Origin of the sequence: Nocardia veterana NBRC 100344, from assembly GCF_000308855.1 — a bacterium.
In the GTDB taxonomy this organism is placed as follows: Bacteria; Actinomycetota; Actinomycetes; order Mycobacteriales; family Mycobacteriaceae; genus Nocardia; species Nocardia veterana.
Map to the genome: position 1 here is coordinate 81,589 of NZ_BAGM01000052.1, position 20,452 is coordinate 102,040.

The 20,452-nt window shown below is 70.3% G+C and carries 20 protein-coding genes; 10 read left to right on the plus strand and 10 right to left on the minus strand.

What is annotated here, in order from left to right; translation table 11 throughout:
* Nucleotide 1 precedes the first annotated feature (1 nt).
* Together ON37_RS08840 and ON37_RS08845 are read left to right on the plus strand one after the other, a co-directional pair.
* On the plus strand, nucleotides 2-394 hold the full coding sequence (locus ON37_RS08840) for a hypothetical protein (RefSeq protein ID WP_040718349.1): 393 nt from the start codon (nucleotides 2-4) through the stop codon (nucleotides 392-394).
* 142 nt (nucleotides 395-536) lie between these two features.
* Nucleotides 537-884 carry a hypothetical protein gene (locus ON37_RS08845; RefSeq protein WP_210741488.1) on the plus strand — a complete coding sequence of 116 codons (348 nt, stop codon included), beginning with the start codon at nucleotides 537-539 and terminating at the stop codon, nucleotides 882-884.
* Nucleotides 885-955: 71 nt separating this feature from the next.
* Here the strand turns inward: ON37_RS08845 and pknB are convergent, their stop codons facing one another.
* Nucleotides 956-2,914, minus strand: a complete 1,959-nt coding sequence (gene pknB, locus ON37_RS08850) for a Stk1 family PASTA domain-containing Ser/Thr kinase (protein ID WP_051031375.1) — start codon at nucleotides 2,912-2,914, stop codon at nucleotides 956-958.
* Nucleotides 2,915-3,082: 168 nt separating this feature from the next.
* Here pknB and ON37_RS08855 point away from each other — a divergent pair, with 168 nt between their 5' ends.
* On the plus strand, nucleotides 3,083-3,451 hold the full coding sequence (locus ON37_RS08855; protein ID WP_040718350.1) for an Rv2175c family DNA-binding protein: 369 nt from the start codon (nucleotides 3,083-3,085) through the stop codon (nucleotides 3,449-3,451).
* Between the two features lie 117 nt (nucleotides 3,452-3,568).
* Here ON37_RS08855 and ON37_RS08860 read toward each other — a convergent pair whose 3' ends face one another.
* The 4 genes from ON37_RS08860 to ON37_RS08875 all read right to left on the minus strand — a co-directional run bounded on the left by ON37_RS08860 (nucleotide 3,569) and on the right by ON37_RS08875 (nucleotide 9,162).
* A complete protein-coding gene (locus tag ON37_RS08860) occupies nucleotides 3,569-4,762 on the minus strand; it encodes a phytoene/squalene synthase family protein (RefSeq protein WP_083892828.1) in 1,194 nt (397 codons plus the stop codon).
* Complete coding sequence (locus tag ON37_RS08865; RefSeq protein WP_083892829.1) at nucleotides 4,759-6,396, minus strand: alpha-(1->6)-mannopyranosyltransferase A; 1,638 nt, start codon at nucleotides 6,394-6,396, stop codon at nucleotides 4,759-4,761. The genes ON37_RS08860 and ON37_RS08865 overlap by 4 nt, the downstream gene beginning before the upstream one ends.
* Nucleotides 6,397-6,463: 67 nt before the next feature.
* Nucleotides 6,464-8,041 carry a phytoene desaturase family protein gene (gene crtI / locus ON37_RS08870; RefSeq protein ID WP_040718351.1) on the minus strand — a complete coding sequence of 526 codons (1,578 nt, stop codon included), beginning with the start codon at nucleotides 8,039-8,041 and terminating at the stop codon, nucleotides 6,464-6,466.
* On the minus strand, nucleotides 8,038-9,162 hold the full coding sequence (locus ON37_RS08875; RefSeq protein WP_040718382.1) for a polyprenyl synthetase family protein: 1,125 nt from the start codon (nucleotides 9,160-9,162) through the stop codon (nucleotides 8,038-8,040). The genes crtI and ON37_RS08875 overlap by 4 nt, the downstream gene beginning before the upstream one ends.
* 357 nt (nucleotides 9,163-9,519) lie before the next feature.
* Here ON37_RS08875 and ON37_RS08880 point away from each other — a divergent pair, with 357 nt between their 5' ends.
* Nucleotides 9,520-10,512 (plus strand): methylenetetrahydrofolate reductase, encoded by a 993-nt coding sequence (locus tag ON37_RS08880; protein ID WP_083892830.1) that lies wholly within the window; start codon nucleotides 9,520-9,522, stop codon nucleotides 10,510-10,512.
* Between the two features lie 148 nt (nucleotides 10,513-10,660).
* Nucleotides 10,661-11,368, plus strand: a complete 708-nt coding sequence (locus ON37_RS08885; RefSeq protein ID WP_040718383.1) for a hypothetical protein — start codon at nucleotides 10,661-10,663, stop codon at nucleotides 11,366-11,368.
* Here the strand turns inward: ON37_RS08885 and ON37_RS08890 are convergent.
* The 5 genes from ON37_RS08890 to ON37_RS08910 form a co-directional block, all read right to left on the minus strand.
* Nucleotides 11,352-12,632, minus strand: coding sequence for a glycosyltransferase family 2 protein (locus ON37_RS08890; RefSeq protein ID WP_083892831.1), 1,281 nt, complete (start codon nucleotides 12,630-12,632; stop codon nucleotides 11,352-11,354). The two genes, ON37_RS08885 and ON37_RS08890, sit on opposite strands and share 17 nt — an antisense overlap.
* Nucleotides 12,633-12,639: 7 nt before the next feature.
* Nucleotides 12,640-13,347, minus strand: coding sequence for an LppM family (lipo)protein (locus tag ON37_RS08895; RefSeq protein ID WP_040718385.1), 708 nt, complete (start codon nucleotides 13,345-13,347; stop codon nucleotides 12,640-12,642).
* A 116-nt stretch (nucleotides 13,348-13,463) separates the two neighbouring features.
* On the minus strand, nucleotides 13,464-14,297 hold the full coding sequence (locus tag ON37_RS08900; RefSeq protein WP_083892832.1) for a carotenoid biosynthesis protein: 834 nt from the start codon (nucleotides 14,295-14,297) through the stop codon (nucleotides 13,464-13,466).
* The gene (locus ON37_RS08905; RefSeq protein ID WP_040718353.1) at nucleotides 14,294-15,856 is read right to left on the minus strand and encodes a phytoene desaturase family protein; all 1,563 of its coding nucleotides are present in this window, start codon (nucleotides 15,854-15,856) and stop codon (nucleotides 14,294-14,296) included. The genes ON37_RS08900 and ON37_RS08905 overlap by 4 nt, the downstream gene beginning before the upstream one ends.
* Nucleotides 15,853-16,479 carry a GNAT family N-acetyltransferase gene (locus ON37_RS08910; RefSeq protein WP_040718354.1) on the minus strand — a complete coding sequence of 209 codons (627 nt, stop codon included), beginning with the start codon at nucleotides 16,477-16,479 and terminating at the stop codon, nucleotides 15,853-15,855. Before ON37_RS08910 ends, ON37_RS08905 begins: the two co-directional genes overlap by 4 nt.
* 219 nt (nucleotides 16,480-16,698) lie before the next feature.
* Between ON37_RS08910 and ON37_RS08915 the strand changes: the two genes are divergently transcribed.
* The 5 genes from ON37_RS08915 to ftsL all read left to right on the plus strand — a co-directional run.
* Nucleotides 16,699-17,142, plus strand: a complete 444-nt coding sequence (locus ON37_RS08915) for an SAV_6107 family HEPN domain-containing protein (RefSeq protein ID WP_051031365.1) — start codon at nucleotides 16,699-16,701, stop codon at nucleotides 17,140-17,142.
* A gap of 124 nt (nucleotides 17,143-17,266) precedes the next feature.
* Nucleotides 17,267-17,695 carry an SCO2097 family morphological protein gene (locus tag ON37_RS08920; RefSeq protein ID WP_040718355.1) on the plus strand — a complete coding sequence of 143 codons (429 nt, stop codon included), beginning with the start codon at nucleotides 17,267-17,269 and terminating at the stop codon, nucleotides 17,693-17,695.
* A 487-nt stretch (nucleotides 17,696-18,182) separates the two neighbouring features.
* Nucleotides 18,183-18,614, plus strand: coding sequence for a division/cell wall cluster transcriptional repressor MraZ (gene mraZ, locus ON37_RS08925; protein ID WP_040718356.1), 432 nt, complete (start codon nucleotides 18,183-18,185; stop codon nucleotides 18,612-18,614).
* Between the two features lie 163 nt (nucleotides 18,615-18,777).
* Complete coding sequence (gene rsmH, locus ON37_RS08930; protein ID WP_040718357.1) at nucleotides 18,778-19,749, plus strand: 16S rRNA (cytosine(1402)-N(4))-methyltransferase RsmH; 972 nt, start codon at nucleotides 18,778-18,780, stop codon at nucleotides 19,747-19,749.
* 61 nt (nucleotides 19,750-19,810) lie between these two features.
* The coding region (gene ftsL / locus ON37_RS08935) for a cell division protein FtsL (protein WP_245553120.1) at nucleotides 19,811-20,452 on the plus strand (642 nt) is incomplete at its 3' end.

Sequence of the window (20,452 nt, forward strand, 5' to 3'; positions counted from 1 at the left end):
AGTGGACGTCGTATTTCGCAATGACGAGGGACCTTCGCGCGGCGCCGGCCGCTCGCGCGGGGATATCCCGGCGAGCGCGCAGAGCGCGCCGCACATCGGCCATGTCGATCGCACCATCCTGCGTTTGCTGCGCGATCGCGATCGTGACGGGATACCGTCGGAGGTGGTGCTGCGCGACGGCAGCCGGCTGCTGATCTTCAACATCAGCTGGGGGTACGAGATCTCCTGGGATTTCGATCTCGACCACGGCTATGTGCCGAGTGCGGCGGCCGCACAGATCACCACCAACATCAGCCCGAGCATCGGTGGGGTCCCGGTGGAGGTGTTCACCACCGCGGCAGTGGTGGCGGTCAACGATCCGGAGACCGGGACGCCCCTGCTGGCCGTCGGCTGAGGCCCGTGATCCGTCACGGCAGCGTGACATGATCCGCAAAAGTTAGCTGTGCGGTTGCTGAACTCCGAAACCTGCACTAGGTTCCCACTCGTGGGACTGCAGCGGCACCAGGCTGTGCGGGACGTGTTCGGAGAGGATCGCTATGCAAGGCGCGTCGATAACCAGGAAAGCGCATTCGCCTGCTGATCGTTCGATTTCCCCCGGGCGGGCGACGAACAGACCCGTCGCCGCCCTCGCCGAGCATGTGTTCGAGGTCGACGGTGTCCCGGTCACGCTCGTGATCGAGCGGCCCGAGGTCGACCGCGCCGGAATTGCCTGGCGATGCCGGTTGCGGGTGGTACGAGGCAACGGGCGTCTGGAACAGTCCCAGGTGGTCGGGGCGAGCGCCAGCGCGGTCCTCCAGCAGGCGCTCGACCTGGCCAGCTCGCGGCTCGGCGTCAGCGAGGCGGAACTGCTCGGCGGGGCGGATGTCGGCGGGGTCGTCGGCTGATCGGTACCGAGCCGGCCCGAGGACGAGAGTCCTTGCGGGGCAGAGGACTACGGGATCGGAGACCTACCGGATCAGAAGGGCAGCACGGTGAGGGTCACGGTGGATCCGGGCGCCACATTCGCACCGCCGAACGGGGATTGCACCCGGACGGTGCCCCGGTCACCGCTGAATACCTGATTCAGCACGACCTTCAGCCCGAGATTCTCGAGTTCGGTACGCGCCGCGGCGGCGTTCCTGCCGATGACGTCCGGGACCTGGACGGCGTTGGAGACGATCAACGTCACCGACGAACCGGACAGAGCCTGGGTCCCGGCCGCCGGGTCGGTGCCCGCGACCTGGCCCGATTTGACCCGGGAATCGAATTCGTCCCGGGTGTCGGCGACCGTGATGCCGACGTTCTGCAGGGCCGTTCTGGCCTCCTCGACGGTTTTGCCGCGCACGTCGGGCACCTTCACCGGCTGGGAGCCCTTACTGCGGTAGACCTTCACCTGTGCGCCGGTCGGCAGGACGGTGCCCGGTGCCGGATCCAGTTGCGCCACCGAACCTTTCGGCGCGGTACTGGGGCGTTCCCCGCCGTCGACGGGTGTCAGGCCGGCATCACGGATGAGCTGATGGACCGTCTTCGCGTCCTGCCCGGTCCGGAATTGCGGCACCTGTGGCTGACCACTGGACACCAGGACCGCGACCGTCGAACCCTTCAGCACCCGCGCTCCCGCCGACGGATCGGTGCCCACCACGCCGCCGACCGGAATGATGTCGGAGGCTTTGCTGCGCACCGTCGTCTCGAACCCGGCGTTCTTCAGCGTCGCCGTCGCCTGCTCGGTGTTCATCCCCGCGATGGGCGGTACCGACGAATAGCGGCCGACCCCGAGCCACCAGCCGCCGATGCCGAGCAGCAGGGCCAGCACCACCACCACGGCGGCCCAGATCAGCACCCGGCGTCGGGAGCTGCCTCGATCGGCCTGGAATTCCTGCCGGTAGGGCGGTTGCGGCGGTGGCGGGGCGAGCCGGGAGGGTTCCGGTTCCGGGTCCGGCATCGGATGCGCGGCGGTCATCACCCGGGTGTGTGCGGGTTCGGCGGCGAGCCGCGTCGTCGCCTCCGTGATCGGCCGGCCGGTATTCGCGGGCTCGGCGGGACCGGCAGGGGTCTGGGCCACCCGGTACCGCGCCGACAGATGCTCCGCCGATTCCTGCGGGGCCGGCACCCGGTACTCGGGCAGATGCAGGACCGCGGCGATGCGATGCAGTTCGGCCGCCATCTCGGTCGCGTCGGCGAACCGGTGTGCCGGCTCGCGAGCGGTGGCGTGGGCGACCAGTTCGTCGAATTCCGGCGGCACCCCCTCGATGAACCGGCTGGGGCTCGGCACATCCTTCTCGACCCGCTGATAGGCGATCGACAGCGACGTGTCGCCGGTGAACGGTGTTCGGCCGGTGAGCAATTCGAAGATCAGGATGCCGAAGGAGTACACGTCGCTGCGGGCGTCGGCACTGCCCGCGGTCACCTGCTCCGGAGACAGGTAGGCGGCGGTCCCGAGGATGACGCTGGCCGAGGTCAGGTTCGATCCCGCAACGGCCCGGACCAGGCCGAAATCGGCGATCTTGACCTCACCGGCATCGGAGATCAGCACGTTCTCGGGTTTGATGTCGCGATGCACCAGCCCGGCCGCGTGGGCGACACCGATGGCGCGCAGCACCGGTTCGGCCACCGCTCGCACCGCGTGCGGCGGCATCGGGCCGCGTTCGCGCAGCAACTCGCGCAGGGTGCCGCCCTCGACCAATTCCATGATCAGGAACGGGTACTCCCCGTCCACCCCCTGGTCGTAGACGGCCACCAGCGACGGGTGCTTGAGCTTGGCCACCGAGCGGGCCTCGAATTCGAAGCGGGTGAGGAACTGCGGATCGCCGGAGAACTTCGGGTCCATCACCTTGATCGCCACGGGCCGGTCCAGCCGGGTGTCGACTCCCCGGAACACCATCGACATCCCACCGCGCGCGATCGGCGCGTCGATGCGGTAGCGCCCGTCCAGCATCTGGCCGATCAACTGCAGTCCTTTCGAAATTCCACCAGCGGATGCCGCCCCGAGACGGCATACCCGATCGTATAGGCGCGGGCCGTCCCGGTCGCTGAGGACGTCCTCACCGTGCCCGGTCGCCGGGCGTATGCCGTATCCGCCACGCGACGGACTACCGTTGTCCCCGTGAGTGCATTTCCCTGCAGCGACGATGTCGTTCCCGAATCGGTGACCCTGCTCCCGTTGCCGGATGTGGCCGAACAACTCGGCATCGCGGTGACCAGAGTGCATCAGATGCTGCGCGATCATCAGTTGATCGCGATCCGCCGCGGCGGTATCGCCGGTATCCCGAAGGACTTCTTCGATTCCTCGGGCGCGGTCGTCAAACCCCTGCCGGGGCTCATCACGGTGATGCGGGATGCGAAGTACTCGAACGAGGAAATCCTCGAGTGGCTCTACACCGCCGATGATTCGCTGCCCGGCCGGCCCATCGACGCCATCCACGGCCCGCTGGCACGGGAGGTCGTGCGCCGCGCCGCGGCCGAGCCCTTCTGATCCGGCACCGGGCGAGCCCGGCTCCCGGTTCGTCCGCGAGCCGGGTCGCCCCAGGAGGTCCGGCGACCCGGGCGGCCGCCGACAGCAGGATGCCGGCCCGGCAGACCGCGGCGGGTACTACGCGATGAGGTGGGCCGCCCGGTCGGCCCCGGCGGTGTGCTCGGCCGGAATGCCGATCGTCGGACGGGGGGCGGACCGCAGGCGGCTGACTCCGGCACCCAGCTCGGTGACCGCGACCCGCAGCCGACGTGGCGTGGGAACCGTTGCGCGGCGGTCGAATACGGCGTAGTCGTGGCGTTCGATCTCGTCGAGGATTCCGGCGTACAGCACGGCGGCGGTGCGTATCGCGGGCCGGACCCGAGGCCGCAGCAAGTCGATGCCCGGCAGCGCGGTGCGGTACACCGAGCGGGTGACGGCGATCAGATGGGCCAGGGCGCGACGGACCCGCGGGTCGGTCCGGCCGGTGCGCCGGCAGTGCGCGAGCAACCCGGCATCGACACCGAAGGCCGAGAGCGCGTCGCCCGGCAGGTAGATGCGTCCGCGATCGAGGTCCTCGGCGATGTCGCGCAGGAAATTGGTGAGCTGGAATGCCTCACCCAGCGCCGCGGCCGCCGGTTCGGCCGCCGCTACCGGCACCACGGTGCCGAGGACGGGAAGTAGTTGCAACCCGATCGCCGCCGCCGAACCCCGCATGTACTCGCGAAGTTCCCCCATATCCGCGTATCGGTCGCGGAACAGCGCACTTCCAGGCACGTCCATCCGCATGGCGTCGAGGAACACCCGGAAATGTTCGGGCGCGATGCGATACCGGGCGACGGTGTCGGTGAGCGCGTACAGGATCGGGCCGTCGATCGCCGTGCCCGCGGCCGCGCGGTCGGCGACGACGGGCCGGTCGCGGGGGTGGGGCGGAACACAGCCGACGGGGAAGGGCTCGTCCGATACGGCATCGAGCGGCCTCGAAGTGGACAGCGCTGTGCGCACTTGCCGCTCGATCCGGTCGAGATGCGCTACGGCGGAGAGCGGATCGCCCGCGGCGCGGGCTGCGTCCGTTCCCGTGCGGCCGGCGGATGGATCGCCCACAGCCGACGCGACGTCCCGGTTTCCGGAACCGGTTGCGCCGCAGCCCGTTTCCGCGCAGTCCACGATGTCGTCGACGGTGCGGGCGAAGGCGTACAGGGCGTGGACCGCCGTCCGCTGCGGTGCGGACAGCAGCCGGGTGGCCAGGAAATAAGTGCGGCCGTGTGCCGCGGCGATCGCTCTGCAGTGCCGGTACGCGGCCGCCAGGTCGGCATCGGGGCCGCGGCCGGTCATGGTTTGGGTCTGCCCGAATCGGCGCGCAACCGCAGCGGATCCACCTTGCGCAGCGACAGCGCCGCCACCACGGCGACGAAGGTGGCCGCCGCGACGTGCCAGAGGTTGTACAACCCGATCGAGCCGCCCGGCTGGAAGACGAGCATCAGCCACGTGCACAATCCGACCAGGATCATCAGCGTGGTCGTCGACATGGCGAAACCGGCGGCCAGGGCCAACGGCCACGAGTAGTACCACGGCAGAGCGGCGGGGGAGAGGATCACGATCGCGACGAAGGCGATGAGAATGCCCATCACCGCATCACGTTCGGTGCTCTTGTAGCGCCACCAGGTCCACACCAGGATGATCACCAGCGCCAGCGCGCAGAGTGCGCGGGTCCACACCAGCACCTCGCCGAGATTCAGCGGCGTGACCCAGGTGACCATGTGCGCCATGATCGTCGGCAGCGACAGCCAGTTGATGATCTTCTTCGAACCCGACAGGGCGGTCAGCCAGCCGATCCCCACCCCGGCGGCGGCCGAGGCGGCGATGAAGACGACCGCGAAGACCGAGACTCCCAGGCCCGCGATCTTGACGAAGGTGCGAATCGGATGCGGTAGCGGGCCCTCGTTCTCGGCCGCGCGTCGTTCCCGTTCGTGAATCATCCAGATCCACACCAGGAAGGGCAGTGCCACACCGGCGGTCGCCTTGATCGCGACCCCGATCGCGACCACGACGATACCGGCGACGTGGTGGCGTTCGAGAACCAGCGCGATGCCGGCGGCCATCAGGCCGACCATCAGCATCTCGTTGTGCACACCGCCGATCAGGTGGATGAGCACCAGCGGATTGAGCACCGCGAGCCACAGCGCGACCGTCGGCTTCCCGCCGAGGTGTTTGGTCATATACGGGACGGCCCACATCATCAGCGCCAGGCCCGGCAGCATGACCAGGCGCATCGCGATCGTGCCCGCCACCACGTTGTCGCCGGTGATGCTGGTGATCGCCTGCCCCATCAGCAGGAAGATCGGGCCGTACGGCGCGGTCGTGGTGGTCCAAACCGGGCTCACATTGTCCAGCAGCACACCGGGATTGACGACCGGGCCGACCTTGTACGGGTCGAATCCGTCGCGCAGCAGGGCGCCCTGGGCCAGATAGGAGTAGACGTCCTGACTGAACATCGGAACCGCGAACAGCAGCGGCAGGATCCAGATGCCGACGATCGCGCGCAATTCGTTCAGCGTGACCGTGCTGGCCGGGCGGTCGGTACGGGCGCCGGTGCCGATGGTGATGCGGCCCAGCCGGACCCACGCGATGATCATCGACAGCACGCCCAGCCACACCACGATGGTGGCCAGCGCGTAACCGTGACCGAATCGCAGCCAGGACAGGTGGGCGGCTTCCAGCAGCGGATCGCTGCGGCGGACCGCGCCGGCGCCGAGGCCGCCGACGGTGATCATGACCGCACCCCAGAACCCGAGCAGGGCGGCGTGCCCCTCCGGACTGCGGAAGAAGTCGCCGGCCCAGCGGATCCACCAGCGCAGGGTGTGGACGGCCGGTTCGGGCACCGGCACGGTGGCGGTCACCGGTGCCGTGGTGACCGCGCTGGTCACAGGCGCTGTCGCGGGGGCGGTATCCGTATCGGGGGTCGGCATGGTTCGTCTTCCCCCCGGGAATGTCGTGCGGTCGCAACCGCGGCGAGTGGTTCGGTCGCGGGCCAGTTTAATGGGTTGCCGGCAACCCTAGCGCGCCGGTCGGCGACGTGCCGCCGTCGGCGTGCCGCACGCCGCCGGTAATGCGTTCGGCGGCCAGTTTTCCCGACAGCAGGGCGGTGGGTACGCCGACGCCCGGAGTGGTGCCGCACCCGGCCAGCACCACATTCGCCGCGGTGCGCACGAGATTGCGGGTGCGGAACGGCCCGGTCTGGCGGAACAGATGCGCCGCGGAGAACGGTGTGCCCGCGATCATGCCGCGGTCCGACCAGGTTTGCGGCGTGTCCAGGTGGTCGACGGTGAAATGGTCGGCGATACCGCGATATCCGCGCTCTTCCAGCACGTCCAGCAGCTCGCGCAGGTAGGCTGGCCCGAGGCGGGCCCAATCCAGCGGCGCCGCATCGAGATTCGGACACGGGGCGAGCAGCGACAGCGGTTCGTGCCGGCCGGTCGCGCGCGCGATGAACTGACCGGGATCGGTGAGCGCCGGCCGGGTCAGCAGCAACGACGGATCGCTCATCAGCCGGCCGCGGCCGCGACCGGCGGCGATCTCGGTGAACGTCCGGGTCCACTGCCGGCCGAAATCGATGGTGTGGTGGGCCTGCAGCGGCCACTGCGCCGCGATCCGCGCCGGCACCGTGCCGTGCGCGACCACCGCGGACGGGGCGGCGCGCAGCGGCCGCCGCCGTCGGATGCCGAAGCGATCGAGCGAGCCCAGATCGGCGGTCAGCACCACCGCGTCGCAGTCGACGCCGCGGCCGTCGGCGGTGCGGACTCGCCGGGCCCGGCCGGCGGCATACTCGATGCCGGTGACCTCGCAGTTCAATTCCAGCCGGCCGCCCGCGCCGGTGAAGGCGGCCGCGAGCGCCGCGGTGATCGCCCGCATACCGCCGACCGGGAAGTACACCCCGAGCGACGTGTCCATATGTGGGATCGCGCCGTAGACGGCCAGTGCTTGGTCCGGCGCCGTGCCGGCGTAGAGGGCCTGAAAGGTGAACAGCCGGGCCGGCTGCTCCGCGCCCAGGATTCGCTGCACCCGCGGCCCCAGCCGCCCGAATGCGCCCAGTCGCACCAGTTCCCACAGTGCCGCCCGCTTGGCCGGGATCCGGACCATATCCAGGGGCGAGTCGAAATTGGTGTCCATGAACTGGTCGTAGGCCGCGTCGTAGATACGAGCCAGCCACCCGCGCAGATCGAGGTAGCGCCGGGCCGTATCGTCGCCGCACGTCCGCCGCAGCTCCGCCGCCATCCGCTCGGGATCGGAGTAGACGCCGATCACACTGCCGTCGGCGAAGCGGGCCCGGTAGCCGGGATCGACCCGGTGGATGACCAGGTTGTGCTCGGCAGTGCTGGAGCCGACGGCGGCCAAGGTCCGGTCGATCAGGTTCGGAAGTGTGAGAATCGTTGCGCCGGAGTCGATCTCGTAGTCGGGCCCACGGTAACGCCCGACCCGGCCGCCGGGGTGGTCGGCGCGCTCGAGCAGGGTGACCGTGCGTCCGGCGCCGACCAGATGCAGTGCGGCGGCCAGCCCGGACAGGCCGGCGCCGACGACGACGATCCGGTCGCTGGGCCCGGTAACGGTCCTCATGCGACGCGCCGGGTCGCGGCCAGGGCCATCGCGCGCAATCGCTGTCCCGCGGCGGGGGTGACCGAACTGGCGGCCAGGGCGGCGAGCCCGCGTTCGGTGAGCTCGTCGATGCGGCGTTCCACGTCGGCGACCGCACCCAGGTCGGTGATCACATCGCGCAACCGCGTCACCTGGTCGGGGGTCAGATCGGTACCGAGTGAGTCGCGCAGCAGCCGGGCCGCGGCGGGATCGGTGGCGTCGGCCCGCCGCAACGCCTCGGCCACCAGCACCGTCCGCTTGCCCTCGCGCAGATCGTCGCCGGAAGGTTTGCCGGTGACCGCCGGATCGCCGAAGACGCCGAGCAGATCGTCGCGCAGCTGGAAGGCGATGCCGATATCGGTGCCGAACTCCCGGTAGGCGGCGATCAGCTCCGCCTCCGCGCCGGCGAGCGCGGCTCCCAGATGCAGCGGGCGCTCCACGGTGTAGGCGGCGGTCTTGTAGCGGTTGATCCGCAGCGCGGCGGCCACCGAATCGTCGGCTCCGGCCTCGCCGTGCACGTCGAGCAGCTGGCCGCCCATCACCTCGGTGCGCATGGCGGCCCACACGGGGGCGAAGCGGGCCCGGGCGGCGGCATCCAGCCCGGCCGCGGCGATCATGTCGTCGGCCCAGGTCAGCGCGAGATCGCCGATGAGGATGGCGACGCTGGTACCGAAATGTGCCGAATCGCCGCCCCAACCGCGGTCGCGGTGGCGACGTTCGAAGTCCACGTGCACGGTGGGGTACCCGCGACGGGTTCGGGAGGAATCGATGATGTCGTCGTGGATCAGTGCGCAGGCCTGGACCAGTTCCAGCGCCGAGCAGGCGGTCAGGACCGCGTCGGCCTGGGCGCCGTCGGGGTCACCGCCCGCGCCGAGCCAGCCGGTCCACGCGAACGACGGCCGGGTGCGCTTGCCGCCGCGCAGCACGAAATCCTCGAGCGCGGCCGTGGCCGAGACGAAAACCGGTCCCAGTTCGGCGACCAGTTCGCGGCGGCCGGCGAAGAATCCGGTCAGCGCCTGTTCGACCGCGCGTACCAGCGCGGCCGAGTCGTTCGGCGCCGGACGTGCCGGGCTGGCCGGGCCAACGGACAACACAACCTCCAGATAGTCATCGTATCGGCGAGCCGACACCGGACGAGCCGGGCAATTCCGGCGCGCCCGAGGTGTCGCCGGCGCTGATACCTCGCGGTGTACCGCGACGAGTCGTCGGTCCCCGGCTCACCTTCGCCCGGGCCGGCCATCGCGAACGATTCGCGTCGCGGCGCCCGCCGGACCACCGAGAACCTTACTGCGTCCGGTTCACGACCCGAGCGGCCCGTGGCGCGGGCAGGACAGGCGTCCTCCCGAATCCGGCCGCCGGGGCGGCCCGGAAACCGCCCGGGCTCGCGGACCAGCGGCTGGACCGGGGCGAATCCGGGCCGGGCGACCCGTCGGACCAGGCCGTCCTACTACACTGGACCGGTGAGTTTCGACAACGTGCGGGGACGATCGACCCCAGGCCGACCTTCCCGGACGCCGTCCGGAACTCCCTCCGTGGTGGGGCAGCTGCGTCGGCGGCCCGACGGCGGCATTCCGTTCTCGGTGGAATTCAACCCGCCGCGCGACGCCGCGGCCGAAGCCCGGCTCTGGCGCGCCGCCCGCGAATTCGAGCGGATGCACCCGGCCTTCGTCTCGATGACCTACGGCGCGGGGGGATCGACCCGCGACCGCACCGCCCGTATCACCGGACAGCTGGCCCGCGAAACCACCCTGCTGACCGTCGCGCACCTGACCGCGGTCGGGCACAGCGTGGCCGAGCTGCGCTCGATCGTCGGCAGCTACGCCGATGCCGGCATCCGCAACATGCTCGTGCTGCGCGGCGACCCGCCCGGCGATCCGCTGGGGGAGTGGCGCAAGCACCCGGAGGGCGTCGAATACGCGGAGGAATTGGTCCGCATCGTCTGTGGCCTGGGCGACTTCCACGTCGGCGTGGCGTCGTTCCCGCAGGGGCACTACCGGTCTCCCGACCTCGACCACGACACCCGCTATCTGGTCGCGAAACTGCGTGCGGGAGCGGAATATTCGATTACGCAGATGTTCTTCGACGTGGAACACTATCTGCGCCTGCGGGATCGGGTCGCCGCCTGCGACGCCGAGCAGGGCGCCAAACCCATCATTCCGGAGCTGATGCCGATCACCTCGCTGCGCACGGTGCAGCGCGCCGAGGAACTCTCGGGCCGGGCGTTGCCCGCAGCGGTGATGCAGCGGCTGGAACGCGCCGCCGGCAACGATCCGGAGGCCAACCGCAACGCGGTGCGTGCGGTCGGCATCGAGATCGCGACCGAGATCGCGCAGCGGCTGATCGACGAGGGCGCGCCCTGCCTGCATTTCATCACCCTGAACTTCGCCAAGGCGACCACCGAGGTCCTGACCAACCTGGGCTACACCGTGACCCCGGCGGCCGTCAGCGCCTGATCGGCGTTTCGCGCGCGAGTTGCCACGCATTCGCGCGCACCGGCGGTACCCTCTCGTGCACCGTGACGACGCGGAGGTCCCCGAGTCATGCTGTGCGGCCCGGCGGACCGACCTGGTGCGGATGTTCCGCCGAACGCAGGAGACCCCGATGGCCGTGGTAACCAGTTTCGTCCGCCTGTCCGCCGCGCTCACCGTGACCGGTGCGCTGACCTTCGCGGGTGCGGTGACCGCCGCCGCGGCACCACCGGATCCGGCCGCCGCGATTGCCGCGGCGGGGCAGAACCAGGCGGCCGCAAGCGATTTGCTGGGCGCCTATCAGAGCGCCGTGGACGGGCTGAAACAGCTCGGTATCCAGCCCTTCCTGTGGCCTTCCGCCGCCGCGTTCTGCCAGGACGGCAGCACGCTCGGACTGGTTCCGGCCCTGGCCGGCGCGGTGCCCGGACCGTGGCCGAACCTGGCGGTGCCGGTGCCCGGGCTGGATCTGTCGGCGGTGAAGGCCGGGCAGACCATGTTCGCGTTCGTCCCCTACGGCCTCGGCCCCGACGGCCCGGACACCGCCGGCATGCAGGTGGCGTGGTTCAACGTGGCGAACGGGCGCGGCGGATTCGCGGCCATGGGGCCGCTGTCGCAGGTCGTCTCGTCGATGATCCCGGCCGATCTGCCACCGCAGGTGCGCCCGGCCTTCGAACAGGGGATCCGGAACTTCTTCCTCTCGGCGCTGCCGCTCGGCGGCGTGCGCGCGGTGCCGGTCGACACCGGTTCGGGCACCGTCCTGGCGGCGGTGTTCGGCACCGTTCGCAACGGCGATCACACCTGCCTGTTCCTGCCGACGGTCGGCATCACCTCGGTGCGCTGATCGCCGCGGGTCCGGGCCGGGCCGGGTTCGGACCCGCCGGCACCGACCGGCCCTTCCAGCGCAGCAGGCCGCGCCGGTGGAGCCGCCACGACCGGGCCGACAGGCGCAGATAGGCACCGATCGAGATCGGATGTGCCAGTGCCGCAAGGCCGTCGGCGCCGCGCAGGTCACCGCCGGATTCCAGCGAACGGGCGAGCAGCCGGCTCGCGACGGCCAGGCCGTAACCCGTCGCGCCCACCCGGCGCAGCCGTCCGCGACCGCATACCGCCGCGACGGCCGGTAGCAGCCAGCTCACCGCGGCCACCACATCGACGCCGACCGCACCCGCCGGCCCGCCGTAGGCCGACCACAGCCACCGGGTGTATCCCTGCTCTACTTCCGCCGCGCCCCGGTACATCCGGGTGCTCGCCATCGTCCCGGCCGCGACGAGTTCGGTCCGGTGCCCGGCACGGCGCAGGGCCCGTGCCAACGCGAGGTCCTCGGTGACGGACCCGGCGACGGCGGCATGCCCGCCCACCGCGCGATAGACGGCGGCGTCGAAGACCAGAAACTGCCCGCACGCCACCGCGGTCGACGGCCGCAGGCTGCGGTTTGCCACGCGCACCGGCAAGGAGGCGGCCCAGGACCAGCACAGCAGCGGTTGCACCAGCCGTTCCACGACGGTCTCGGCCCGCTGATACGGCCACGGCGCCACCGAACCCGCTGCGCTGCGGCGCAATTCGCGTACCGCGGCGGCGATGGTCCAGGGCTGCAACCGGACATCGGCATCGAGAAAGATCAGCGCACCCGGTGGCGGATCGGCACAGATTCCGGCCAGTTCGGCCAGACGGGCGCACGCCGCGGTCTTCCCGGTCCAGCCGGGCGGCGGTTCGGTATCGGCGGCGACGACGGTGAATCGCTCGTCGTCCCCGATGGCCTCGACCGCGGCGGGAAAGGTGCCGTCGGTGGAACCGTCGTCGAGAATCCACACGCGCATCCGCGAAACTCCCTGTTGGGCCCGCAGATCCGCGATCAGCCCCGGCAGTCGCGCGGCCTCGTCGCGGGCCGGTATCGCGACGACCACCGGTTCGATCACCGGCGTCGCATCCGGCCGCAAGCGGCGCATGCTCAGCCGATTCGCCAGGGCCACCGCACATCCCGCGCCGGCGACGACGGTACCCGCGCAGACCAGTGGCTCGAACACCGCTCGCGCCGTCGCGGACAGCCGCGCGACGCCGCTCGGCGGCGGTGCCGCGACGGTGCGTAGGGCGCGCCCGGCGTTCATCGGCGGATCAGGCGTCCTGATGCGTCCGCGGCCGCCACGGCGGGGTGGGGTTGCGGTTCAGATAGGCCAGCACGGCGACGATGGCGGCCACGGCGAGCGTGATGCCGCCCACGATGCCGGCCCACCCGGCGAAGGAACGGGTGTTGGGGTCGGCGTAGCTGACCTCGGCCCGCACGGTGCTCACATCGCCGGCCGGCAGTTTCCACGACACCGTCGAATCCCCTTGGCGGGTGCCGTTGGTGGTGGCGACGCGGGCCGGGAAGGCGACCGTGAACTGGATGTCCGAGCCTTGTGGCGGAACGGATTTCAGATCCACCCGGCCGCTCAGCGTCACCTTGTCGCCGGTCCGGGTGAACTGCAGGTTGAACATGCCCTGCGTCTGATCCGACAGCGAGCCCAGCTGCTGCACCTCACCGAAGGTCAGGTCGTCGAAGTAGGCCTGACTGCCGACGTAGCCGTCCTGGGTGTAGGGCTCGACCCGGATCTTGGCGGCGAGCGTGTCGGGGGCCTTCAGCTGCGGGCCCTTGTCCTTGTCGTTGGCCGGGATCACGGCCGCCACCAGATGTCCGGAGACCCGGTCGTTGGACGACACACCCATCGACACCTGTACCCGCAGGCAGCCGGCCAGCAACGGTGCCAGCAGCAACGCCAGCAGTGCGATGGACGAGATGCGATGACGCCGGGTACGCCGCGGCGGGTGGGTCGATTCTGGCATCGATGGTGTCGGACTCGGCTGCACGGCACACATCGTGCCATGCGGCGCAGTGATCACCGGCACGCGACGGGGCCTTCGTTGCGCGCCGGCCCGGTGGCCGATTCGAATCGGGCCTGCTAGCGACCGGCCTCCGGCGTACCGGTGCACCGGGGTGTGTCGCCGGCGCCGTTTCGGACCGCCTGGCGGCCGGTTCGTCCGACCCGCCGTACCGCCCACCGCGCGGTGGGTACGGCGACCAGCCCGAGCCCGATCGCGCCGTAGCCGGCGGAGGCCGGCAGATCCAGGAACACCGCGTGGGCGAGAGCCGATCCGAACCATGTCCACAGCAGCACCGCGATCGGCACCGCCGGCCCGGCGCCGCGGGGTGCGCACCGAGGTTCGAGCACGGCGAGCAGAGCGGCCATCACCGCGCCGACCGCGAACCACCCCAGATAGTTCGTATACGGGATATCACCTGCTCCGGGTAACCCCGGCTGCGCCGAACACCAGGTCCACTGCCCGTCGGCGACCATCTGCGGATCGAGGAAGAGATCCCAGCCGACCGCGCCGACGGCGGTGGTCAGGACCCGAGCGCCGGTGCGCCGGCACAGCAGTCCGGCCGCGACCCAGATCGGGTAGAGCCCGCCGATCCAGGCCACCGGCACGAGGAGGGGCACGTCGGCCAGTTCGGGGCCGAGCCGGCCGTGCGCGTAGTGATAGCACCCGAACGGGAAACCGGTTGCGGTGCCGACGATTTCGGCGAGCAGGCCGACGCCGCCGACGATCGCCGCACAGCCGGCCGCCCAGCCCGGGCCGCGGGAAACGGTGGCGTGCAGCATCGCGGTCGCGGCCGCCAGCACGACGATCGACACCGTCACCCGATCGCGGGCCGTCCCGGCGGTGAGTGGGTAGCTGATCTGCGCGGCCACCCAGGCCAGAGTCGTCAGCGCCGGCCACAGCCGCGCGGTCATCGCCGGGCGAACCGGCCGCGGCGTACCGAGCGCAGCACCAGCCGCGCCGCGGTTCGCCCGCTGGCGCCGGACACTCCGCCGCCCGGATGTGTCGAGGCGCCGGTCAGATACAAGCCCGGCGCGCCGGGCACTCGCTGTCCGGACAGTTCCGGCAGCGGCCGCCAGAAGAACATCTGATCCAGGGACATCTCGACATGCATCACATTGCCGCCGACGAGGCCCAGCTCGCGTTCCAGATCCGCCGGGGTCTGCACGTGGCGCTGCCGCACGGAATCGGCGAAACCCGGTGCGTACCCGTCCACTTCGGCGATGATGCGATCGGCCTCGCGGGCGCCGTGGTCGGCCCAGTCGCTGCCGTCGGCGAGCCGGTACGGATGCCATTGCGCCCACAGCGACAGCTGATGTTGTCCGGGCGGTGCGATGGTCGGGTCCAGCGCGCTGAAGCTCATCGCGAGAACCACCGGCCGCGGCGGTAGTTCACCGGCCAGGGCCGCACCGTGCGCGAGCCGCAACTGCCGCCGGTCGGTCACCAGCAGTTGCAGGCCGCGCGCCGATTCGGCCGCGGTGGCGCCGGGGTAGCCGGGCAGCGTGTCGGTGGCCGCCCGCACCACCATGCCGATTCCGGGCCCGACTCGGATCCGGCGCCGCCATTCGTCGAGGACGCCGGCGTCGAATCCGCCGCGGCGCAACAGGTCCAGCGTGGTCAGCACATGAGCCCCGGAGACGACGGTCCGGGCGGACAGCTCGCGCCCGGCCGCGGTCCGGACCCGCCAGCCGTCGCCCGCGCGCCGCAATTCGACGACCGCATCGCCGGCGGTGACCACACCGCCGTCCGCGCGCAGCCGCGCGACCAGCGCCGCGGTCAGCGCGCCGCTGCCGCCGACCGCGCGGCCGGGCGGCAGGGTATGCATGAGGGCCGCGAAGCCGGCCATCGGCGCGGTGCCGGGTTCGGACATCGGCGGCCCGGACTGCGCGCCGAACCAGGCCAGGGCCGCCTTGAGCCGCTCGTTGTCGAACCAGCTGTCCAGCAACGCGTCTCCGGACTGCAGGAATTCGCGTGACAGCGCGCTACCGCCGCCGCGGGCGTCCAGCCCCCAGAACGAACGCACGAATCGGCCCGGGGTGGGAGCGCCGCCGAAGGCGCGCATCACCCGCTGGGCGCGGGGCCCCCAGGTGTGCACGAACCGGCGGTAGGCGTCGGCCTCGCGCGATCCGCAGGCGCGTTCGACGGCGGCGCAGGTGCGGTCGAGATCGCGGTGGAACACGATCGGCGCGTCCGTCGAACCGGGCGGCGCGGGGGCGAAACCCCAAGGGTCGCAATCGATGTACCGCAATCCGAACTTCGCCAGTTCGAGCTCCTCGATGATCCCGGTGTGCCGGATCATGATGTGCGCCGAGGAACCGCGATCCACCAGATGTCCGGGAAACCGCTCCACCGTCGACACCGCGCCGCCGAGCACCTCGTCGCGTTCCAGGACCTCCACCGGCTCGCCGGCCCGCGCCAGATAACAGGCGGCGACCAGCGCGTTGTGGCCGGACCCGATGATCAGCGTGGTCACTGCGCGGGCGCCTGCAACGGCAGCCGGCGGCCCAGCACGGCGAAGCGGCGGGTGTCGCCGGAGAAGACGAAATGCCTGACCACATCGGTGAAGCCCTGCCGCCGGTACAGCCGCCAGGCCCGGTTGTCCTCGTGGTCGACCTCCGGGGTGGACAGCAGCACGGCCGCCTCGGTGCGCTGTTCGAGCAGCCGAACCAGCAGTGTTTCGCCGATGCCGCGCCCCTGTGCGGACGGGTGGACGTGCAGTTCGGTCAGTTCGAAATAGTCCGACAGGACCGCGCGAGCGGTCTGCTCCGGCCAGCCCGAGCGCCGCATTCCGGTGTGCACCTGCTGATGCCACCACTGATGCGGTGCGCCCCGGTAGCCGTAGGCGATCGCGACGATCGGCGCCGTCCGCAGATCGATGCGGCCGTCGTCGTCGGGCACCACCGCCGCGACCGCCTGCCAGCCGGGCCGGGTCGTGTGTTCGGCCCACATGGGAGCACGGTGGTGCTCGGTGCCGCGCGGGTAGTCCATCGCCGCGACATAGACCGCCAGCGCATCGTGCAATCGCTGACGCAGCGTCGCGGCCGAGATGTCGACGACGACGGGGGCGGGCGTGTGGCGGGGCCGGACGGCGGTCATGTGCGGGGAGCCATATCTTCGGGGGCCGTCTCTGTCTGTCGGATGGCCGCGGAGGTCGCGGCCGCGTTCGGGTGGGCCATATCCAGGGTGCGCGGCTCTCGTTCGTCGCGAAAGTTGTCGGTGGTCCTCTCTATATTCACACCAATTGAAACGTTCGAATATCTGTTCGGTTCACCGCGGTGGACCGGGGTCGGATATGCGAAGTGTGGAGGTGTCGAGATGGCTGGTCGGATGAACGATCCGCGACGGGCGGGCCGGGCGGGCGGACTGCTCGACCGTGCCGACACGATGGTGCAGCAGGCCTGGGCCGAACCCGATCCCCGCGAGCGGTTGCGCACCGCCTACCTGGCCGCGCTGCGCGGGGCCGGGGCGGTGCTCGCCGCGACCGGCGCCGACCGGGCGCCGCGGGCCCGTTCCCGCAATGCCTGGGTGCTGATGCAGCAGGCCGCGCCGGAATTCGTGATGTGGTCGGACTACTTCAGTTCCTACTCCGAAACCCGCGCCGCGCTCGAGGCCGGGCTGGATCGCGCGATCAGCGATACCCAGGCCGACCAGTTCGCCTCCCGGGTCGAGGCATTCCTGCGTGATGTGGAGGACGCACTGGCCGTCAGCGCAGCTCGGTTGCGTCCAGCGGCCGGCTGGCTCGCCGACGGCACGGCGTGAACATCGGCGAGTAGGTGGTAGCGCACTGATCGAACTCGTATCATTGGTGGCAGTAGCCGCCAAGGTCGGCTACTTGTCGTCTACCCGGAGGCGACAACCAGGACCTAGTGCCGGGGGAGGTACCGTGCCACTCTCCGAGCACGAGCAGCGCATGCTCGAACAGATCGAGAGCGCGCTCTATGCTGAGGACCCCAAATTCGCCTCGACCGTTCGTGGTGGACGGCTTCGTTCTGCCACCGGAAGACGCAGACTTCAGGCGGCCGCGCTCTTCGTCCTCGGCCTCGTTCTTCTTGTTGCGGGTATCGCGTTGCCGGTGAAGCCGGGCGGGTTCCCCATCATCAGCCTGCTCGGCTTCATCGTGATGTTCGGTGCGGGTGTGCTGTTGCTGCTGGGTGGTTCGGGGATGTCCAAGGGAGGCCGGGGCAGCGCTGACGCCGCCACGGGTCCCGGGGGCGCGCCCGGACGAGCGGCAAAGAGCAAGCAGCGCAAGGCCGGTGGCTTCTCCGCTCGGATGGAGGACCGGTTCAGACGTCGCTTCGAACAGGACAGCTGAGCGTCGACTCGGCTCCCGGACGCGGAGGCGAGTGACCGAAGACGGTTGCGCGATGATTGCCGTGCCTGTTAGCCGATAGCCGATAAACGAAGATTGCGAACGACACGCCGTAGCTTGCGGCGTGTCGTTTTCGTATCGGGGGAGTGGTTCTGATCACCGTCGCGCTCGCGCTGTTTCACCGATCCCCGCGATTCCCCACGCTTCCCCACCCGGATCCCCCACTACTTCCCACCCGACCGCAGCGCCCCTCCGAACTGCAGGTTTGCTGATTGTTGTCGGACCGTCGTCGCCGGCGCCGAGGCGCGCCGGAGGAACTCGCCGAAATCTCCCCACCCCGGTGATAGCTGAGCTGACCAGCCGAATCGCCTGCCCGGGGACCGAGATCACCGCGGCTTTCGATTGAAAGTGGGGGAAAGTGGGGTAATGTGGAGCGCGCACTGATAAGAGGCCGACCAGACGAGGTGATCGAGCGGGAGGTGTCGAGACTGTGTTTCTCGGTACCTACACGCCTCGGCTGGACGACAAAGGGCGACTGACGTTGCCTGCGAAGTTTCGCGACGAACTGGCGGGAGGGTTGATGGTCACGAAAGGACAGGACCACAGCCTTGCCGTCTATCCCAAAGAGGAGTTCACCGCGTTGGCGCGGCGAGCCGCGGCGGCGTCCCGAAGCAATCCGCAGGCAAGGGCTTTCGTTCGTGCCTTGGCGGCGTCCACGGACGAACAGCGTCCCGATGGGCAGGGCCGGATCACGTTGTCGGCCGAACATCGCCGATACGCGAATCTCACCAAGGACTGCGTGGTGATCGGCTCGGTCGATTTCCTCGAGATTTGGGACAAACAGGCGTGGGATTCCTACCTCGCCGAGCACGAGGAGGATTACTCGCTGGCAGGAGACGAGTCGCTGGGCGGAATTTTCTGATCCGAGACAGGCGAGTGCCCTGCGGCCTCTGCCCGACACGGACCCTGACGTACTTCCCCAACGCCAGGTGCCGTGCTTCGGACAGAGACCCCGGGGCATTGGCTGTCCACCCCAGGCAACCCACCCGTCGCAAGCACCGTGAGCCAGGATCCGGGAGGTCGAGGTGAATCATGACAGCGACCGCCCCCGCCATGTTCCGGTCCTGTTGCGGCGTGCCGACGAAATCCTCGGTCCCGCACTGGAATCCGGCGGTGTGCTGGTCGACGCCACCCTCGGTCTGGGCGGGCATGCCGAACATTTTCTGCGTACCTATCCGGCGATCCGGCTGATCGGACTGGACCGCGACACCGAGGCATTGCGCCTCGCCGGTGCCCGGCTGGAGCCCTTTGCCGACCGAATCACGTTGGTGCACACCAGGTACGACGGCCTTCCCGACGCCCTGCGGCAGGCGGGACTGCCCGAGCGCGGCTCGGTGCGCGCGGTGCTGATGGATCTGGGCGTGTCCTCGATGCAGCTCGACGAGGCCGACCGTGGGTTCGCCTATTCGGTGGACGCACCGCTGGATATGCGCATGGATCCGACCGGTGATCTCACCGCCGCCGATGTGCTCAACACCTACAGCCACGGTGAGCTCGCCCGGATTCTGAAAACCTATGGCGAGGAACGGTTCGCCGGGCGCATCGCCGGCGAGATCGTGCGGCGGCGCGCGCAACGGCCGTTCACCACCAGCGCCCAGTTGGTGGAGTTGCTCTACGACGCGATTCCGGCGGCCACCCGGCGCACCGGCGGGCACCCCGCCAAGCGCACCTTCCAGGCGCTGCGGATCGAGGTGAACCGGGAGCTCGAGTCACTGCAGGCCGCGGTGCCGGCGGCACTGGACGCGCTGGAGGTGGGCGGCCGCATCGTCGTCATGTCCTACCAGTCGCTGGAGGACAAGGTTGTCAAACAGATCTTCGCGCAGGCGTCCGCGTCGCGAACACCGCTGGACCTACCGGTCGAATTGCCCGGTATGGGCCCGGAATTCGCGATTCTGACCCGAGGCGCGGAGAAGGCGAGCGAAGCAGAGATAGAGGAGAACCCACGCGCGGCGCCGGTGCGTATGCGGGCCGCGGAGCGAATACAGGCCGCCGGATGACGTCGATCCGGCACCGGGGGCACGGCCAGTCCCACAGGAACACGGTAGGGGAGGCAGGAATATGAGCGTGCGGACACGGGTGGACGCACCACGGCGGGCGCAGCGGTCCGCGCCACGGCAGGCGCAGAGCGCGGAGCGGGTGAAATCCGGTGCGGCCCAGCGCGCCTACGCGCGGCGGCGCAATCGCGCGGGGGAGAAGGCGCCGCTACCGCTACCGACTCGTACCGGCTCGCTGATGGCCGGCCGGCTGCCGTTCGTCGCGGCGATCCTCGCCTTGCTCGGCTGCGGCCTCCTGGCGACCCTGGTGCTGACCACGCACGCGGCCGAGGACAGCTATCAGCTCTCGGATGCGCGGCGCATCAATCGGCAGTTGCTCGACGAGCGTGCCGCGTTGCAGCGCGAGGTGGCCGCGGCCGATTCCGCGCCCGTGCTGGCCGAGCGTGCCCGGGAACTGGGCATGATTCCGGCGAAGGATCCGGCCCGGCTGCTGGTGGGGCCGGACGGTTCGGTCACGGTGATCGGTAAGGAGACTCCGGCCGAGGGGGCGCCGGTGCCGCCGCTCAACACCATCCCCAGCACGCCCGGTGTGCTCCCGCCGAAACTCGTTCAGGCCCAAGGGGAACGGTTGGTGCCGCTGACCACTACGCCGGCCCCGGCCGCGCCGACGTCACCCGCGCCGATGTCACCCGCGCCGGCGGCGCCG

Bases quoted from the DNA above. Each gene is read 5' to 3' on its own strand.
- ON37_RS08865 (WP_083892829.1), bottom strand. From the start codon at position 6,396: ATGCCGACCCCCGATACGGATACCGCCCCCGCGACAGCGCCTGTGACC.
- ON37_RS08845 (WP_210741488.1), top strand. From the start codon at position 537: ATGCAAGGCGCGTCGATAACCAGGAAAGCGCATTCGCCTGCTGATCGT.
- ON37_RS08895 (WP_040718385.1), bottom strand. From the start codon at position 13,347: ATGCCAGAATCGACCCACCCGCCGCGGCGTACCCGGCGTCATCGCATC.
- ON37_RS08890 (WP_083892831.1), bottom strand. From the start codon at position 12,632: ATGAACGCCGGGCGCGCCCTACGCACCGTCGCGGCACCGCCGCCGAGC.
- crtI (WP_040718351.1), bottom strand. From the start codon at position 8,041: ATGAGGACCGTTACCGGGCCCAGCGACCGGATCGTCGTCGTCGGCGCC.
- ON37_RS08915 (WP_051031365.1), top strand. From the start codon at position 16,699: ATGGCTGGTCGGATGAACGATCCGCGACGGGCGGGCCGGGCGGGCGGA.
- ON37_RS08860 (WP_083892828.1), bottom strand. From the start codon at position 4,762: ATGACCGGCCGCGGCCCCGATGCCGACCTGGCGGCCGCGTACCGGCAC.
- ON37_RS08885 (WP_040718383.1), top strand. From the start codon at position 10,661: ATGGCCGTGGTAACCAGTTTCGTCCGCCTGTCCGCCGCGCTCACCGTG.
- pknB (WP_051031375.1), bottom strand. From the start codon at position 2,914: ATGCTGGACGGGCGCTACCGCATCGACGCGCCGATCGCGCGCGGTGGG.
- ON37_RS08910 (WP_040718354.1), bottom strand. From the start codon at position 16,479: ATGACCGCCGTCCGGCCCCGCCACACGCCCGCCCCCGTCGTCGTCGAC.
- ON37_RS08900 (WP_083892832.1), bottom strand. From the start codon at position 14,297: ATGACCGCGCGGCTGTGGCCGGCGCTGACGACTCTGGCCTGGGTGGCC.